Annotated in this window: 12 protein-coding genes and 2 pseudogenes; 5 read left to right on the top strand and 9 right to left on the bottom strand. The window is 38.1% G+C overall.

What is annotated here, in order from left to right; all coding sequences use genetic code 11:
* Window positions 1-14 precede the first annotated feature (14 nt).
* The gene (locus ACFJIZ_RS15440) at window positions 15-920 is read right to left on the bottom strand and encodes a hypothetical protein (RefSeq protein ID WP_379085878.1); all 906 of its coding nucleotides are present in this window, start codon (window positions 918-920) and stop codon (window positions 15-17) included.
* A gap of 239 nt (window positions 921-1,159) precedes the next feature.
* Here ACFJIZ_RS15440 and ACFJIZ_RS15435 point away from each other — a divergent pair, with 239 nt between their 5' ends.
* Window positions 1,160-2,701 (top strand): glycoside hydrolase family 10 protein, encoded by a 1,542-nt coding sequence (locus ACFJIZ_RS15435; protein WP_379085875.1) that lies wholly within the window; start codon window positions 1,160-1,162, stop codon window positions 2,699-2,701.
* 1 nt (window position 2,702) lies between these two features.
* Here the strand turns inward: ACFJIZ_RS15435 and ACFJIZ_RS15430 are convergent, their stop codons facing one another.
* The 8 genes and pseudogenes from ACFJIZ_RS15430 to ACFJIZ_RS15395 form a co-directional block, all read right to left on the bottom strand.
* The gene (locus ACFJIZ_RS15430; RefSeq protein WP_379085873.1) at window positions 2,703-3,485 is read right to left on the bottom strand and encodes a DUF1835 domain-containing protein; all 783 of its coding nucleotides are present in this window, start codon (window positions 3,483-3,485) and stop codon (window positions 2,703-2,705) included.
* Window positions 3,486-3,550: 65 nt separating this feature from the next.
* Window positions 3,551-5,434, bottom strand: coding sequence for an insulinase family protein (locus ACFJIZ_RS15425; RefSeq protein WP_379085870.1), 1,884 nt, complete (start codon window positions 5,432-5,434; stop codon window positions 3,551-3,553).
* Window positions 5,431-6,402 carry a M16 family metallopeptidase gene (locus ACFJIZ_RS15420; protein WP_379085867.1) on the bottom strand — a complete coding sequence of 324 codons (972 nt, stop codon included), beginning with the start codon at window positions 6,400-6,402 and terminating at the stop codon, window positions 5,431-5,433. Before ACFJIZ_RS15420 ends, ACFJIZ_RS15425 begins: the two co-directional genes overlap by 4 nt.
* A gap of 170 nt (window positions 6,403-6,572) precedes the next feature.
* Window positions 6,573-6,950, bottom strand: coding sequence for a hypothetical protein (locus ACFJIZ_RS15415; protein ID WP_379085864.1), 378 nt, complete (start codon window positions 6,948-6,950; stop codon window positions 6,573-6,575).
* Window positions 6,947-7,372 (bottom strand): hypothetical protein, encoded by a 426-nt coding sequence (locus ACFJIZ_RS15410; RefSeq protein ID WP_379085861.1) that lies wholly within the window; start codon window positions 7,370-7,372, stop codon window positions 6,947-6,949. The genes ACFJIZ_RS15415 and ACFJIZ_RS15410 overlap by 4 nt, the downstream gene beginning before the upstream one ends.
* Complete coding sequence (locus tag ACFJIZ_RS15405; RefSeq protein WP_379085858.1) at window positions 7,329-7,568, bottom strand: heparan-alpha-glucosaminide N-acetyltransferase domain-containing protein; 240 nt, start codon at window positions 7,566-7,568, stop codon at window positions 7,329-7,331. The genes ACFJIZ_RS15410 and ACFJIZ_RS15405 overlap by 44 nt, the downstream gene beginning before the upstream one ends.
* 108 nt (window positions 7,569-7,676) lie before the next feature.
* Window positions 7,677-9,595, bottom strand: a pseudogene (gene nagB, locus ACFJIZ_RS15400) (glucosamine-6-phosphate deaminase).
* 106 nt (window positions 9,596-9,701) lie between these two features.
* A pseudogene (locus ACFJIZ_RS15395) lies at window positions 9,702-10,449 on the bottom strand (DeoR/GlpR family DNA-binding transcription regulator).
* 237 nt (window positions 10,450-10,686) lie between these two features.
* Here ACFJIZ_RS15395 and ACFJIZ_RS15390 point away from each other — a divergent pair.
* From ACFJIZ_RS15390 to ACFJIZ_RS15375, 4 genes are all read left to right on the top strand, one after another.
* Complete coding sequence (locus ACFJIZ_RS15390) at window positions 10,687-13,758, top strand: SusC/RagA family TonB-linked outer membrane protein (RefSeq protein ID WP_379085855.1); 3,072 nt, start codon at window positions 10,687-10,689, stop codon at window positions 13,756-13,758.
* Window positions 13,759-13,834: 76 nt separating this feature from the next.
* Entirely contained in the window at window positions 13,835-15,349 is a 1,515-nt protein-coding gene (locus ACFJIZ_RS15385; protein WP_379085852.1) for a SusD/RagB family nutrient-binding outer membrane lipoprotein, read from the top strand.
* A 23-nt stretch (window positions 15,350-15,372) separates the two neighbouring features.
* Complete coding sequence (locus ACFJIZ_RS15380) at window positions 15,373-15,588, top strand: hypothetical protein (RefSeq protein ID WP_379085849.1); 216 nt, start codon at window positions 15,373-15,375, stop codon at window positions 15,586-15,588.
* Window positions 15,578-16,168, top strand: a complete 591-nt coding sequence (locus ACFJIZ_RS15375; protein ID WP_379085847.1) for a hypothetical protein — start codon at window positions 15,578-15,580, stop codon at window positions 16,166-16,168. Before ACFJIZ_RS15380 ends, ACFJIZ_RS15375 begins: the two co-directional genes overlap by 11 nt.
* The last annotated feature ends 149 nt before the right edge of the window (window positions 16,169-16,317 follow it).

Here is a 16,317-nt window from a genome sequence, read left to right as displayed (position 1 = left end):
ATCTGCAACTGTACTTAACGGAGTGTAATTTGGCTCTTCCCCATTACAAAACCATCGGTATAAAGGATAATTGAATAAGTCCCTTTTATAAAAGGATTGGGGTTTTCCCAGTGTATTTTATAACTAGAATTGTCATCGTTATAGTTGAACTGCATTTTGCTGCTGAATTGCATCTGCTGTCCATCAGCCTCAAACATATCGGTTTCTTTGGCAATCAGGTTGCCTGCTGGGTCAAATACTCTTAAATATACCGTATGATAGTTTTTTTCGGCCAATGTATTGGGTACAATGGCAAAGTTGATGGTAAATTTTTCGGCAGTACTGGCTCTGGTTACCAAAACATCTTTACCGCTGTTTTTTATTTTAAAGGCGCTCACCTCAATATCGCTCGCTTTTAAGGCCGCTCCAACTTTTACTTTGGCATTGAGGTTCTCATTTTCCTTTTCAAGGTTTTCTGCTTTTTGGCTATAGTTGTCGGAAGTGGTCTTTAAGCTATCACGTTCTGTTTTCAGGTAAGAGTTCTCCTTTTCTAACCTAAGGATCTGGTCGTTGTAGTTTTTTACAAATTCTCTTAATTCTTTGATTTCCTCTTGCGCCTTATCCAGGTCGCCCTGTGTAAGCTTCCCTTTTTGTAGGGCCAATTTTAATTCTGCGATCTTCTTTCTGGCAAGGTCTTGTTCTTGTTGTAGTTTTTCGCTCAGGTTTACGTTTAAGGCATTTACCTTGTCAAGTTCAACCTCTATCTTCTCAACTTCTAGTTTTAGCCTGTCTTTTTCGGTGCTTACGGTTACAAAACGACTACTTTGCTGTTTGTCTTTAAAGTAGAGGTAGGCATTTATTCCTAAGAGTGCGGCGATAACTATTATTAAAAAATAAACTTTGTTTCTGTCAACTTTGTTTACGGGATCTTGCTCTTGCATACTAGCTAATTTTTTATTGACATGTAAAAAATGCCGATAAATTTACTCTTAAAGTGGTGTTAATTATTTTTTTGGGATAGCTAACATAATATAAAAAACTGATAAGTCTAAAAAATGTAGCACTTTTGTAACACATTTTTTTAAAACTGTCGTTTAAATATGAACACCAAAAATAGCTTGTTGTTATTTTAAACTTTATCAAAAATCGTAAATAAACTATTCATTACTAAGAATATATAATGGTTAAAAGCTTTATCGGTATAATTTTACTCTCACTCACCACTTCTTTTTTTTCAGTTGCACAGAATAGCACAAATATTGGTCCAAAACGCGAGTTTAGAGGCGTTTGGGTAGCAACCGTAACCAATATAGACTGGCCTTCTAAACCAGGTCTGTCTATTGATCAACAAAAACAAGAGCTGATCGGAATCTTGGAACAGCATAAAAAAACAGGTATGAATGCCATTATGTTGCAGATCAGGCCTACTGCCGACGCATTTTATGCAAAATCCAGAGAATTGTGGAGCCATTGGTTAATGGGCACGCAAGGCCTTTCTCCAGCCCCAGGTTACGATCCATTGGCCTTTGCCATTAAAGAAGCCCACTTTAGGGGAATGGAGCTACATGCTTGGTTTAATCCCTATAGGGCAACAATGAGCGCTAATGCCATTACAAGCGCTGAACATATCACTAAAAAACGTCCTGAACTATTTTATACTTATGGCGGACAAAAACTCTTTGATCCAGGACTACCAGAGGTTAGAGAATATATCGTTCAGGTGATCCTTGATGTAGTGAAGGAATATGATATTGATGGGGTACATTTCGACGATTATTTTTATCCGTATCGCATTTCTGGTCAAAAGATAAGTGATGAAGCTACATTTGCCAAATATCCGAATGGCTTTACAAATGTGGACGATTGGAGAAGGAACAATGTGAATCTGTTGATCAAGATGGTAGATGACAGCGTACATCATTACAAAAAGTATGTAAAATTCGGTGTTAGCCCTTTCGGTATATGGAGAAATTCTAGAGAGGATACATTGGGTTCTAAAACGAATGGTCTGTCTAATTATGGAGAGCTTTATGCCGACTCGAGAAAATGGATCAAAGAAGGTTGGGTAGATTACATCAATCCGCAGATCTATTTTACGTTTAGTAGGGCGGTAGCCCCTTTTGGTACATTGGCCGATTGGTGGAGCAACAATACCTATGGCCGACATTTATATATTGGCCAAGCGGCCTATCTGGTGCATGGCATGCCTTCGAAAAGAGAAGCAGCTTGGGGCAACCAAAGTGAAATCCCAAACCAGATCAGGTATATGAGAGAGAATGGTAGGATACAGGGAAGTGTGTTTTTTAGCTCTAAATCTTTGGCCACCGTTGCAAAAGGTGTACAGGATTCATTGCGAAATGATTTATATAGATTTTCGGCATTGCCACCACAAATGCCTTGGCTTGATGATATCATGCCAAATGAACCTCAAAATTTTACCGCTGATGCAGAAACAGATGGTATACACTTAAAATGGGAGAAACCATTGAAAGCTAAAGATGGAGAGACGGCCTCTGGTTATGTGATCTATCGCTTTAAAGAAGGTGAAAAAATAAGTATTTTGGATCCAAAGAACATATTGAGAGTGAGCTTTGAAGATTTTGCCTCTTATTTGGATACCAGTGTAGAGAAAGGGAAAAGATATAACTATTTGGTAACAGCCTTAGACCGCTTAAAAAATGAAAGTGAACCGAGCGGCCCTGTAGGTGTAATGGCAAAATAATTTAATGTAGCATTCCATTTTCAATGAACCCATTGGCTTCCAATTGACTTAGCATAAAATCAATTTGAAAATCTGTAATGCCAAATATGGGCTCTTTTAGCCAAAAACTTTCATAGATGTCAGTTCTCTTGGTTATACCTTTATGGATAATGCTCAACAAGGTTTCCTCTATATAGTTGAGCTTTGTGTCTGGATTAGGAAACCTTAATAGATGCGCCAATAAAGCTTTTTTTAGTAAGTGTAGGTTGCCAAAATCTTCTTGTAACAAGGTTTGAATAACGCTAGGGTTATTCTCAGTATACCTATTCCATGCCCGACTGGCAATGTTGAGGTCGCTTGTATTCAATTTGTTTCTGCTGGAATAAAGTTGTGTCAGCTGTGATGCATTTAGCTCGCCAAGGCCCCTAAAATTAGCTATACCTTCAAACCGATCAGGACAGATTAAATAAATCGGAAGATCTTGGGTTTCCATATCCTTTAGTAAACTTAAAATGTAGATGAGGTTGATCTGGCAGACTAGATCGTATTCAAACCAAAGGACAACTTCATCATATGCCTTCACACCTTTTAGCTTTTCAACTTCATCCAACACCTTGTTCGCATAATTGGCTTCGGTTTCGCCAAAATTACTGCCGATCCATTTAGCTCTTGTTGCCCATAGGTTAGTTTTAGAAACGGGGCCTTCGGACAAGATTTCTCGCCATACCAAAATATCACCCTCAAAAGTAGTTTGTTTAAAAATGGCCAAAGTGGCATCGCCATTTAGGATATGAAGTGTTTTCATGGCTATAAAAGAAAAAGACCATCTGATTTTTCAGATGGTCTTTTAAAGGTATTAATTTTTTCAGTCTATTTTTCTGGTGCCAATACCAAACGGATATAATTATTGCCGTTTAGGTATTTTTGTGCTGCAGCTTTGCTGGTAGCTACTGTAACACCATTTATTCTTTCTTTATCGGTCAATACCTGATTGATATCATCACCATTTTTTAAACGGTTAGACAAATAGTTGATCCAAAATCCATTGTCTCTCAAACTTAACTCTTCTTGTCTTAGTTCTTCAGACTTGAATTTCTTTAGGTCATCTTCTGTTGCACCATTCAATTTGAAGGAGTTTACTTCTTCTAAGGCCGCATTGATCAATTTCTCTGTATTGGCTTTAGAACAGCTAAATGAAATGGTGAAATAATAATGGGCACTTGGATATTTTTGTATGCTTAAGCCCACATTTGGACTATAGACCCCACTTTCTTTTTCACGTAAACGCTCCAAGATCTTAATTTCAAGCGCAGCTTTTAAGGCATCGAGTTGAGTGTTGTTGTCTGCGTTATATTCGTAATCATCGTGGAAATAAAGTTGTACGCTAACTTTGTCTTCTAAACCTCTATTTACCGTTTTACTTACTTTTCCTTTTGGAGGGTTAACACCATGGTCTATAAAATTCTCGTTTCTATTTAACGCAGGTAGACTAGCCAAATAAGTGGTAATAAAAGGTTTCATCTTTTCTACCTCAAAGTTACCTACAAAAACAAATGTCTGTCCGCTGGCATCTGCAAAACGGTCTTTGTAGAAAGCATAAGCTTTATCTATAGAGATTCTATCAATGTCTTGCATTGTAGTTGGCATTGCACGTTTATTGTAGTTTGACAGTACAGCTTGAACTGTATCTGCATAAACGCTTGCTGGACTACTGTTTTTATTAGCGGTGATCACTTTCATATCACTGATGTTCTTGTTAAAGATTTCAGCATCTTTACGTGGGTTTGTGGCGTAAGCATAGATCAATTGGAAAGCAGTTTCTAGATCTTTTGGAGAGGTACTTCCAGAGAAACCTTGATATTCATCACTAACATATGCTCCTGCAGATGCAGTTTTGCCAGCCAAATACTTGCTCAGCTGGGTTGGATTGAAATCTCCCACACCGCTTTGTGCAATTATGTTTGCATTTTCTGCAGAGATCAGGTCTGCATCACTAGCCAATGAAGTTCCACCTTTACCAAACGAAGTGAAGATCACCTGGTCATTTTTAAAATCGGTAGGTTTCAATACCACTTTAACACCATTGCTCAAGGTTAAGGTAGTGATACCAATTTTATCATTTTTGGCCTCATTTACAATGGTACCAGCAGTTGGTAATTTGGCAATTAAAGGTTTGTTTACAGTGTTATCTACATAAGGAGTAACCCCATTGCCAGCAGATTTAAGGGCTGCAATCAATTGAGCCTCGGTAGGTAGGTCTTTTGCATCTTTTTCAGGAGCTTGAACTACAATGATCTGGTTGGTATTGCCAATCAGTTTTTTTGCTACAGCATTAATGTCAGCTGCGGTTAGGCCTTTTATGATCTTTTTAGCTTCGGTATAACTGTATTCGGCAGATGGGATACTTGCTCCGGTTAAAAAGTTTTCAAGATACTGCTGTACATATACTGCAGATTTCGTTTTGTCTTTTTCTTTATATTGTTTTTCTAAGCCCGCATCAAGTTTTTTCTTGATGGTTTCAATTTCGCCCTGCGTAAAGCCAAATTTAGCCATACGCTCGTTTTCGGCAAGGGCAGCAATCATTGCTTTTTGCAGATCGGCAGTAGTTTTTGCCACGGCAGCAGTTTGAAATGCACTAATTCCCCAAACCAATCCACCTTGATATGGCCCGTAAGAACTTTGCGCAAATAAAAATGGTGCATTTCCTTTTTGGGTGATTTCTTGTAAACGAGAACCCAACATGTTGTTGATCATGGCGTGATCAGGCTCAGCTTAAAATCAGCTTCTGTCTTTACTACACCTTCGCGATGTTTGTAGATTACTTGCACCACATTGTAGGGCTGTTCTTTATCCGTTGCAATCTTTACCAATGGTTGCACGTTGTCTGGTAAATCGTAGTTTAACCTAGGTTTTGGATTGGCAGGATTTTTTAGGTCAGAGAAATTAGCTTTGATCAGATTCTCTACTTCATTTACATCAAAATCGCCTACTGCGATTACGGCTTGTAGATTTGGCCTGTACCAATCAGCATAAAATGAACGGATTTTATCGTGGGTAAAGTTATTTAAGATATCTACTTTACCAATTGGGATACGTTTCTCGTACTGTGAGTTTGCCAAAAGGAAAGGCAGCAATAGATTGCTCATTCTTTGTTGCGCATTTTTACCACGTTGACGGTCTTCTTCAACAATAACTCCTCTTTCGTTGTCAATGTCCGGACCGTTCATGCTTACTTTACCAGCCCAGTTGGCCAATATTTTAAATCCGGTCTTAAAAACGGCAGCGCTATCAGTTGGAATTGGCAACTGATAAACGGTCTGGTTAAATCCAGTATAAGCGTTTAAATCTGCTCCGAAACGAACTCCTGCCCTTTGTAGGTAATTGATCATTTCGTTTTTAGGGAAATCTTTGGTGCCGTTAAAAGCCATGTGCTCTGTAAAGTGTGCCAAGCCCTGTTGTGCATCGGTTTCCATTAATGAACCAATCCTGTTTGCTAAATACAATTCAGCTCTGTTTTTAGGTTCTGTATTTTTACGGATGTAATAGGTTAGCCCATTGGCCAACTTGCCAATTTTAACATTTGTGTCGTTTGGGATGGCCTTCCCAACACTAGTTTTTGCTACTGGTGCTTTGGCCGTTGTGGGTTTCTTTTGTGCTAATACGGGCTGTGCAAGTAGTATTGTTGCAAACCCCCATACTAAAATGTGATATTGTTTTTTCATAAATTGATAGATTGGGTTATACTTTAATGATGATATTCTTTTTATACATGAACCAAAGGATGACAAAGAAAAACAACACAAATACAATAGCGTAAGCTAAAGATGCATTGATTGGAGAAAAATAAGGCGGGAAGAAAGACTGATAGAACCAGCTCAATGCACCAATTTCATCACCATTTGGTTGTTTGATCTTTGATCATATTCAACAAACGGGGCATTAAGCCCGAAACAAAAAATACGGTGATCGCATTTACGCCATAAATTACAAAAGGTTTGGTAAAACGGTTGTAATGGTTTACATCGATTATCCAATAAGATAGGGCTAAAACTACTGTGGCCAAACCTCCAGTATATAATACATAAGAGCTGGTCCATAAAGCTTTATTAATAGGAAATTGTAAGTCCCAGAGCAGGCCCGCAATGATACAGATAGAGCCAACAGAGAATAACCAAGCGATTTTAGTAGCAGGTTCTACATCCTTACGTTTGAGGTATATGCCAACCAAAACACCAAAAAGACCTGTGGCTATAGCTGGTAAAGTGCTCAAGATCCTTCAGGATCCCAGGTTACTGCCGATTTCCATAAATGGGCCTCTGTTAAGATGGTTCGGTCTAACCAGGCGCCAAGATTTGTTTCTTTTTCCAGATTGGCATAACCAAGTCCAGGTACGGGAACAAATGTCATCAAAGCCCAATAGGTAACGAGGATAATAATAATGGCCCTAAAGATGTTCTTTTCTGATAATTTTAAAAATAGGATGGACGAGATGAAAAATACCACTCCAATTCTTTGCAATACGCCTGGAATACGGACATGTTTGATAGCTTCTACGAAATCAAAATCACGGAAGTTTCTAGGGAATATGGAAAGGAAAAGACCTAATCCAAAAAGGGTCAAGCCTCTTTTTAAAGCTTTTAAAATGGTTTTATTGTGGCTTGATGGATCTTGTTTTTTTACTGCCCATCGCATAGGCGATAGAAACCCCAACAATAAACAAAAAGAAAGGGAAAACAAGGTCGGTTGGCGTACAGCCATTCCATTCAGCATGTTCTAAGGGAGCATAGATATGGCCCCAGCTGCCTGGGTTGTTCACCAAAATCATTGTGGCTACAGTTAAGCCACGAAAAAAATCAAGCGAGAGTAGTCGCTGAGGTTTGAGTTCCATTTGTTTCAAAATTATCTTCTATAAAAGGCTTTTCCTAATTAATTGGAAAATTTAACAACCTAATATAGAAGATAATTTTAAATCTACAATATATGATGTTAAAAGCGCTTAGAACTTGTACCTCACAAAAGCTTCCATTGCTTCATAATCAGCTAGCCCTAAATTGTCGTAAGCTTTTGCAGTTTCTCTGTTCCTGTCTTCTGCTCTTTGCCAAAATTCTCTTGCATCATCACCTGGAAAAACAGCTCTGTCTTTTTGAGATTGATGTTTGAAGATTGCAAATTTCTTACGCTCAACCTCTTGCGGACTAAGTGGAACTGCCATTTCAATTTCGTGTGTTTCGAACTCTAACCAAGCACCGCGGTACATCCATAACCAACAATCTTTTACCCAGCTCTCAGTTTTTTCCAACCTTTTCAGAGCCTCTAAAATAATGTTGAAACAAACGATGTGTGTGCCGTGTGATCTTCAAAATCGCCAGCAGCAAATACTTGATGTGGTTTTATCTTTTGAAGCAGTTCCATAGTTAAGAGCACATCGGTTTCTGTAACCGGATTTTTCTGGTTTTTACCACTTTCGTAAAACGGTAAAGCCATAAAATGGATATGGTCGTCCTCTAGGCCACAATAACGCGCACCAGCAATTGCCTCACCTTTTCTGATCAAGCCTTTTACAGTTTGTATCTCTGGTGTATCAACCTGATTGGGTTGTTTTTGCTCAATGAACGTACGCATTCTGCTGTACATTTCTTTCATTTCTGGTTGACCCATGCCCATTTTTTCAGAGAAATCGATATTGAATTCCACAAAACGTAAAACGTCATCATCCCATACAGCAGTATTTCCAGAAGTCTGATAAGCTACGTGTACATCATGATGTTGGTCAACCAATCGGATAAATGTTCCACCCATAGAAATTACATCATCATCAGGATGTGGTGAAAAGATAACCGCACGTTTTTTAGCTGGTTCGGCCCTTTCAGGTCGTTGGCTATCATCAGCATTAGGTTTTCCACCTGGCCAACCAGTAATGGTGTGCTGCAGTTTGTTGAATATATGGATGTTGATGTTGTAAACTGGCCCTTTTTCTAGTGCCAATTGTGCCATGCCATTGTTATTGAAATCATCTTCCGTTAATTTCAAGATTGGTTTCTTTAATTTGGTAGCTAGCCAGATTACTGCTTTTCGAGTCAGTTCTTCTGTCCAGATACAATCTTTTACCAACCATGGGGTATCAAATCTGGTCAGTAAAGATGCCGCATCTTCATCTAAGATAAACTCCACATTGTCCGAAAGCTGTAGATAAGTTGCAGGTACATCACTAGAGATCTCTCCTTCAACTGCTTTTTTGATGATTGGCGATTTTTTGCGGTTCCAAGCCATCAATACAATTTCGCGAGCTTTGAAAATCGTACCAATACCCATAGTTATCGCCTTGGTAGGTACAAAAGATTTACCGCCAAAATCTCTGGCCGCATCTCTACGGGTAAGGTCATCTAAAGTAACCAAGCGTGTACCAGAGTTCGGAGCAGATCCAGGTTCGTTAAAACCGATGTGACCTGTACGTCCAATCCCCAATATCTGCATATCTAGTCCGCCAAAATCACCGATCTTGCGTTCATAGTCCAAGCAAAAAGCAGGAATGTCTTCTAGTTTTAGGGTTCCATCTGGAATATGGACATTTTTCTTGTCTATGTCTATATGGTCAAATAAATGCTCGTTCATGAAAGAAACATAGCTCTGCGCAGCCGTTGGCTGCATTGGATAATATTCATCCAAATTAAAGGTAACTACATTCTTAAAGCTTAAGCCTTCTTCTTTGTGCAAACGGACCAGCTCTGCATAAACTAAAATAGGGGTAGCACCTGTGGCTAAACCTAAAACAGCATTTTGGTTATGCTTTTGCTTTTCTTTAATGATGTTAGCAATGCGATGGGCAACACTTATTGATGCTGCTTTTGGGTTGTTAAAAACGGTAACTGGAAGCTTTTCGAACCTCGTTTCTTCTAATAGATTTAATCTTGCCATTAAATGGTTATTATTTAGTGAACGGAGCAGTAAATATAGGAGTATTTTTAAATATTTTTAAAAAGATAGAAAAATTAATTTGGACTGATGTTGATGGATTGAATAATTATAACACCTCCAGTCCTTTAACTTTATATTCTTCCAGTCTAGTATCATCAGGATCAAGTTCGGTAACCAAAAAACTAATGTTTTCTAAGGAAGCCACTTTTAGCCGTAGGGAGATATTCAATTTCTCTGAGATGCAAAGTATGGCCGATTTTTTGGAAGAATTGAGCATGGTCTTTTTTAGTTGGTTAATTTCCCAATCTGTATCTGTAATGCCGTCTTTAGGATGCAGCGCACTTGTACCTAATAAACACAAGTCTGCATTGATTTCCGAAAGCTGGCTAATAACATGCCCGCCATAGGTAATCTGTGAGTTTTTAGAAAATATTCCACCAATCAAAATTACTTCAACCTTAGGGTATTTGGCCAGTTCAATAGCAACCAATGGACTGATGGTAAAAAATGTTGCCTGCAAATACTCTGGCAATTGTTTAACCATTTCGATAATTGTAGTTCCGCCGCCAGTTAAGATCGACCATTCCGTCCTTAATAAGGTGGATTGTTTTTTTTGCAATATTCATCTTAGCTTCTTTGGCATAGACGGTACTGTTGTCGAACGAGGAATGATAAGATTTCGATAAAGCACCACCATGTACCTTATATAAAAGGTTGTCATCTGACATTTCCTGTAGGTCGCGCCTGATGGTATCTTCAGAAACATTTAGCAATTGCACCAGGTCTGAAGTAAGTACTCGGTTGTGTAGATTAACTTGACGCATAACATAGTCATGCCGCTCTTTTTTTAACATTTAGATTAGCGTTTTAAAATACTAATATAAAAAAATTAAAAACATTGTGCGGTTTTTTGCAGGTTTTTGCAATATAAATTTGTAGTTACATAACCAAATAGTTGTTAATTTTCTTTTTATAGTGAAAAACATTTATCATATTTACTTGACAATTGTTATTTTGCGTCTTAGTGCGTGTTTAACATTAACCAAATAACCAACAAACAAAAACTTAAATTATTAACCAAACGGGTGTTTATGAAAAAAAAATTACTCATGCTATTCTTGGGCATGTTTCTGTTGGCTATACAAGTTATGGCCCAGCAGATTACAGTTACCGGTAAGGTAAAATCAGCGGATGATGGCCTGCCTATCCCTGGTGCTACTGTAAAGATCAAAGGGTCATCGGTTACCACTCAGACTGGAACAGATGGGATTTATTCAATTAAGGTAATTCCTGGACAAACCCTTGAATTCAGCTACATCGGCTATTCATCACTTGAAAAAGTGGTAGGTGCCGACAAATCGATTGATGTTTCGCTTAAAGAAGATTCTAAACAATTGAGCGAGGTAGTGGTAACTGGTGCGCTAGGTATCAAAACCTCTAAAAGGGAGTTAGGTGCTTCACAACAAACCATTTCTGGTAGAGAGGTAGCGCAGACCCAAAGGGAGAATTTTATCAATTCACTACAAGGAAGAATTGCCGGGGTTGATGTAACTTCTACCTCTGGTGTTCCTGGAGCTTCTAGCTCGATTACAATTAGGGGCGTTAGTTCTATTGGTGGAAGTAGTCAGCCGTTATTTGTAATTGACGGATTGCCTGTTGATAACAGTACAACAAGCACTGGTATTTTTGCTACATCAAGTACTTTTGAAAATAGAGGTGTCGATTTTACCAATAGAGCTTCGGATTTTAGTCCAGAAGATATCGAGGATATTACTGTGCTAAAAGGTCCAGAAGCTGCAGCGCTTTACGGTATTGATGCAGCGAATGGTGCTATCATTATTACAACCAGAAGAGGAAAAACGGGTGAAGGCAGGGTGAACTATAGCAATAACTTTAGAATAGATGAGGTGACTAATGCGCCTGAAGTTCAACGTGTATATAGCCTAGGGGCTAGTGGTATTGCTGGTGCATCTGCAGTTTCGTACTGGGGGCCTAAATATAGACCAGATGTACAATTGTATGATAATATATCTGGTTTCTTTCAAACTGCAATTACCCAAAAGCATAATGTAGGTTTTGAAGGCGGAACGGAAAAAGGAAATTATAGGGTTACAGGTACATATACAGGACAAAAAGGTGTAGTGCCCAATACAGGTTATGATAGGTTTACCTTATTTGGAGCAACACAATCTCAAGTAAATAATTGGCTTAAAGCTGATGCTACATTTACTTTCAGTAACAATACCAATGATCAGGTTTTTAAAGGAGAGGGCGGTCCGCTGTTGTCTTTATTATCATGGCCAGCAACTGATGACGCAAAGAACTATTTGAGTAATGCCGGAACACGTAGATTGCTCAATATTGATGGAGAGTTGGATAATCCCTATTTTAACGTCAATAAGAATTATAATAAAAGTAAAACAAATAGACTTTACACCACGACAGGACTTACCATTAGCTTGATGAAAGGCCTGAAGTTTGATGCGAAAGGTGGTTACGATGTATATACCACACAAATCCAAATTTTAAGACATCCTGAAAGTAACTATGGAAGAACCAAAGGAGGTCTATTGGATGAAGCGGTAATTAATCAGAATAACTTTAATGCGAATGCTTATTTTACTTACAATACTAAATTTGGAAAGAAAATAGGATTCAATGCTATGTTGGGTTCATCCTTGCTAAATAACAGGACAGAAAATAGAGCTTCTAGTGCAGAAAGCTTTATCGACCCTAATTTTGTTTCATTAAATAATAGTCCATCTGCTTCGAGATTTACCAAAGCTACGTCATACAATAAGCGCCTAATCGGTGCCTATGGTAGGTTAAGCGTAGATTATGATAAACTACTTTATCTGACTGTTACCGGTAGAAATGACTGGAGTTCAACATTGCCAGTAAAAAATCAATCCTTCTTTTATCCGTCGGTGTCGACCAGTTTTATTTTCTCTGATTTAAAAGGATTAGAAGGAATTAAAAAGGTATTGAATATGGGTAAGTTGAGAGCGAGTATTGCGCAGGTAGGTAGAGATGCAACTGCATATAGGGTATACCCTGCATATGAATATAAAGAAGTTATTGGTGGCGGATATGGTTACGGTAATTATGGTCCAAATCTAGACTTACTTCCAGAAAAAGCAACTTCATATGAAGTTGGTACAGAGCTTTCGTTTTTGAAAGGTAGACTAGGAATCGATTTTGCCTATTATAACAAAGTGACGGACAACCAAATTGTTCCAAATATAAGATCTAGTTATGGTACTGGTTTTATTTTAGCAGAGATGAATGGTGGTAAAGTGAGAAACTGGGGTTATGAAGCTATGATTACAGCGAAACCAATTGTGACTAACAATTTCACTTGGAACGTGATTGGAAACTTTTCGGCCTCAAGATCAAAATTACTTGCATTGCCAGCTAGCCTGCCAGAATCATATAATTCAGATACTTGGTTTTATGGAAACTTGAGAGGTGCATCAGTTGTTGGTCAACCACTAACTGGTCTAACAAGTCCTTTTTGGTTGAGAAACAAAAATGGTGAACTGATTATTAATCCTTCAAGTGGTTTGCCAATTAATAGTGTTGATTTTGTTTCAAATGGTTCTGATAGATGGCCTGATTGGACCTTTGGTTTAACCAATAACTTCTCTTATAAGAACTTTAACTTATCATTCTTACTTGATTTTAGAAAAGGTGGAGATGTTTTAAATGCTACAGAGCACTGGCTGACTGTAAAGGGGATGACTAAAAGAACACTAGATCGCGAAGAGCCTAGAATTATTAAAGGTGTATTACAAGATGGTTTAGAAAACTCTGCAAACCCTACACAGAATAATATCACTGTAATACCTTATTTCTTAAATGGTTATTATACAACAATAAGTCCAGAGCAGTTTATTGAAAAGGATGTAAACTATATTAGAATGCGAGATATTACTCTGTCTTATGCCTTACCATCGAAATTTTTGGCTAGGCAGAAACTCTTCAAATCTGCAAGTGTTTTCACCACCATTACCGATCTGTTCATCATTACGAACTATTCAGGTCTTGATCCGGTAAGTAATGGTAATAATGCGGCTACACTTGGTGCAGGTGGAATAGGAATGGACTTTGGGAATTTTGCAACCCCCACAGGATTTAGTTTTGGTTTGAGAATTGGATTATAATAGTTTGAAAATGAAAAAGATATTTAGTTTTTTTATAATAATGGTGCTTTTCACAACATTTGGTTGTAAAAAGTGGTTGGATGTAAATCATAACCCGAACGCACCGGATACGGTAGACCCTAACTCGTTGTTAAGGCCAATGCTTTACTTTATGATGCAAGGTGAACAATGGGACGGAAGATATATTGGTAAATATGTACAGAATTGGGCAACCAATTCTGCAGATGATACTTGGGACAAAATGGGTTACCAAAGACCGCCATCAGATAATGGAGGAGAAACTTGGAAATTAGCTTATAACTTCCTGGCTAAAAACCTAGAAGATTACATGCGTTTGTCTACAGAAGCCGAAAGGTGGGATGCGGTAGGTATCGGTTACATTTTGAGAGCTTGGGGTTGGCAAAAAACAACAGATATTTATGGTGAACTGATTATTAAAGAAGCTTTCCAGCCAGGGTTAACTTCATTTAATTATGATACCCAAGAATTTGCCTATCAAGAGATACAAAGGTTATTGTTGTTGGCCATCGAAAACTTGCAACGTACTGATGGAGGAGTTAATACTTCTTTAATGGCAAGAGGAGATGTGATTTACAATGGAAGTAGACAAAAGTGGATTCAATTTGCCTATGGAATGCTGGCCATCAATATGAGTCATCTAACCAATAAGCCTGGCCTTTATGATCCAAATAAAGTAATTGAATATGTAGACAAATCTTTTGCAAGCAGTGCTGATGATGCTTTATATGCTTTTGCTGGTGAACAGACTCAACTTTCAAATTTCTGGGGACAACGTAGAGCAAATGCCAATTTGTTTAGACAGACCAGCTTTCTGGTAAGAACAATGAACGGAGGTGTTTTTACTGGTGTCATAGACCCTCGATTAAGTAGAATGTTGCAACCTTCCCCTTCAGATAGTTTATTTCGAGGTGTTGATCCAACATTGGGTTATGCAAATATTCCAGTTGCTGCGGATCGCCCTGGTACTTTTTTAGGAGGTACAAGTGTAACTTTAAATTCACCAGGAAGATACTTGTTTGATGATAAGTCGAAAGTTCCTTTTATGACTTATTCACAGCTACAGTTTATAAAAGCAGAAGCCGCATTGAGAGGAAGTCAACCAACAGTAGCATTAGATGCTTATAAAAAAGGTATTTCCGCTCATATCGACTTTGTAAATGCTACCAATGGAAATGTTTCCAGAGGAACCGCAACGCAGATTCCCGCGGCAGAGAAAAACGCTTATCTAAACTCACCAGTAGTTGTTCCAATAAATGCTGCAGATTTAACACTGACCCATATTATGATTCAAAAATACATTGCTCAGTTTGCATGGGCATTTACAGAAACATGGACAGATTTAAGAAGATTCCATTATACTGATTTGGTACCTAAAACAAACGACCAGGTTTTCAAAACATTTGCTCCACCTGAAACTGCTCGTTTGGATGTGGATAATCTTGGTAAGTGGGTATATCGGTTGAGACCGAGATATGCTTCTGAGTATGTATGGAATAGGGAATCCCTATTAAAAATAGGTGGATTGGAAATTGATTACCAAACTAAACCGGTATGGTTTGTGAATCCTTAAGTTAACGATTAAAAAATTCAAATATGAAAACAAATATAAAGGGCTATTTATTATTGTTGTTGGGTATCTGTACTGTTATAGCAGCTTGTAAAGATGGTAAAGAAGCTGTGCCAGATATTACAAAGCCGATTACAGGCGCAAAAATCAGATTATATAACTTTGCCTATAACTCTCCAGGTGTAAATTTTTACGCTAACCAACAGAAGATTTCGGCGGTAACTTCGGCTAATGGATCCTGAAGCTGTTGGCGGCGTAGCATTTGGAGGTACTTATCCTGCAAATCAGTATGCATTGACACCAGCAGGTCAAACAGCTTTTAAAGCACAGACTTCTTCTACAAATTTAACGATGCCAAATGCAGTACTAACTACTGTAGATAAAAATGTGGAAGAGGGTAAATATTATAGTTTATTTACTAGTGGTGTGTATAATGCGACCACCAAAACGACAGAAGGTTTTATTGTTGAAGATATTTTTCCTAAAGTGGCAGATACTGCTCAGGCAAATATCAGGATCGTTAATTCAGGCTTTAATACCAGTACATTGAGTATGATTTTGACACTTACTAAAGTAACAAATGGAGTAACAAGAATAGATACTGTTAATATTGCGTCAGGAGTGCCTTATAAGTCTGCCTCTCCATATGTTGGCTTTAGGCCCGGAGCCTATGCGATCGTGGTGACAGACCTTGCTTCGGGTAAAAAAGTGACTCGTGCAGCTACAACCTTTTTGACAGATAGAGTATATACTCTTGCTTTGAGAGGTAATCTTATCACTGGTGTGCCAGCGCCATTTATTGATAATACGGTAAATAGATAATTAGACTCTAATTATTGGTTAAAGCCATCCAGCATTTGCTGGGTGGCTTTTTTTGTTTATAGCTATTTGAATAGTATTTACTGAGGTGTTAAAACAGCGTTAATTCTAAAATAATATTTGGGTTTGTGCGGGTTTTTGCAGTTTAAATC

The organism is Pedobacter sp. UC225_65 (assembly GCF_042698365.1).
In the GTDB taxonomy this organism is placed as follows: Bacteria; Bacteroidota; Bacteroidia; order Sphingobacteriales; family Sphingobacteriaceae; genus Pedobacter.
This window is presented reverse-complemented; position numbering and strand designations above follow the sequence as displayed.

Coding starts and splice junctions, on each gene's coding strand:
- ACFJIZ_RS15380 (WP_379085849.1), top strand. CDS start 15,373: ATGAAAACAAATATAAAGGGCTATTTATTATTGTTGTTGGGTATCTGT.
- ACFJIZ_RS15420 (WP_379085867.1), bottom strand. CDS start 6,402: ATGAAAAAACAATATCACATTTTAGTATGGGGGTTTGCAACAATACTA.
- ACFJIZ_RS15410 (WP_379085861.1), bottom strand. CDS start 7,372: ATGCGATGGGCAGTAAAAAAACAAGATCCATCAAGCCACAATAAAACC.
- ACFJIZ_RS15375 (WP_379085847.1), top strand. CDS start 15,578: ATGGATCCTGAAGCTGTTGGCGGCGTAGCATTTGGAGGTACTTATCCT.
- ACFJIZ_RS15405 (WP_379085858.1), bottom strand. CDS start 7,568: ATGGAACTCAAACCTCAGCGACTACTCTCGCTTGATTTTTTTCGTGGC.
- ACFJIZ_RS15390 (WP_379085855.1), top strand. CDS start 10,687: ATGAAAAAAAAATTACTCATGCTATTCTTGGGCATGTTTCTGTTGGCT.
- ACFJIZ_RS15435 (WP_379085875.1), top strand. CDS start 1,160: ATGGTTAAAAGCTTTATCGGTATAATTTTACTCTCACTCACCACTTCT.
- ACFJIZ_RS15430 (WP_379085873.1), bottom strand. CDS start 3,485: ATGAAAACACTTCATATCCTAAATGGCGATGCCACTTTGGCCATTTTT.
- ACFJIZ_RS15440 (WP_379085878.1), bottom strand. CDS start 920: ATGCAAGAGCAAGATCCCGTAAACAAAGTTGACAGAAACAAAGTTTAT.
- ACFJIZ_RS15425 (WP_379085870.1), bottom strand. CDS start 5,434: ATGATCAACAACATGTTGGGTTCTCGTTTACAAGAAATCACCCAAAAA.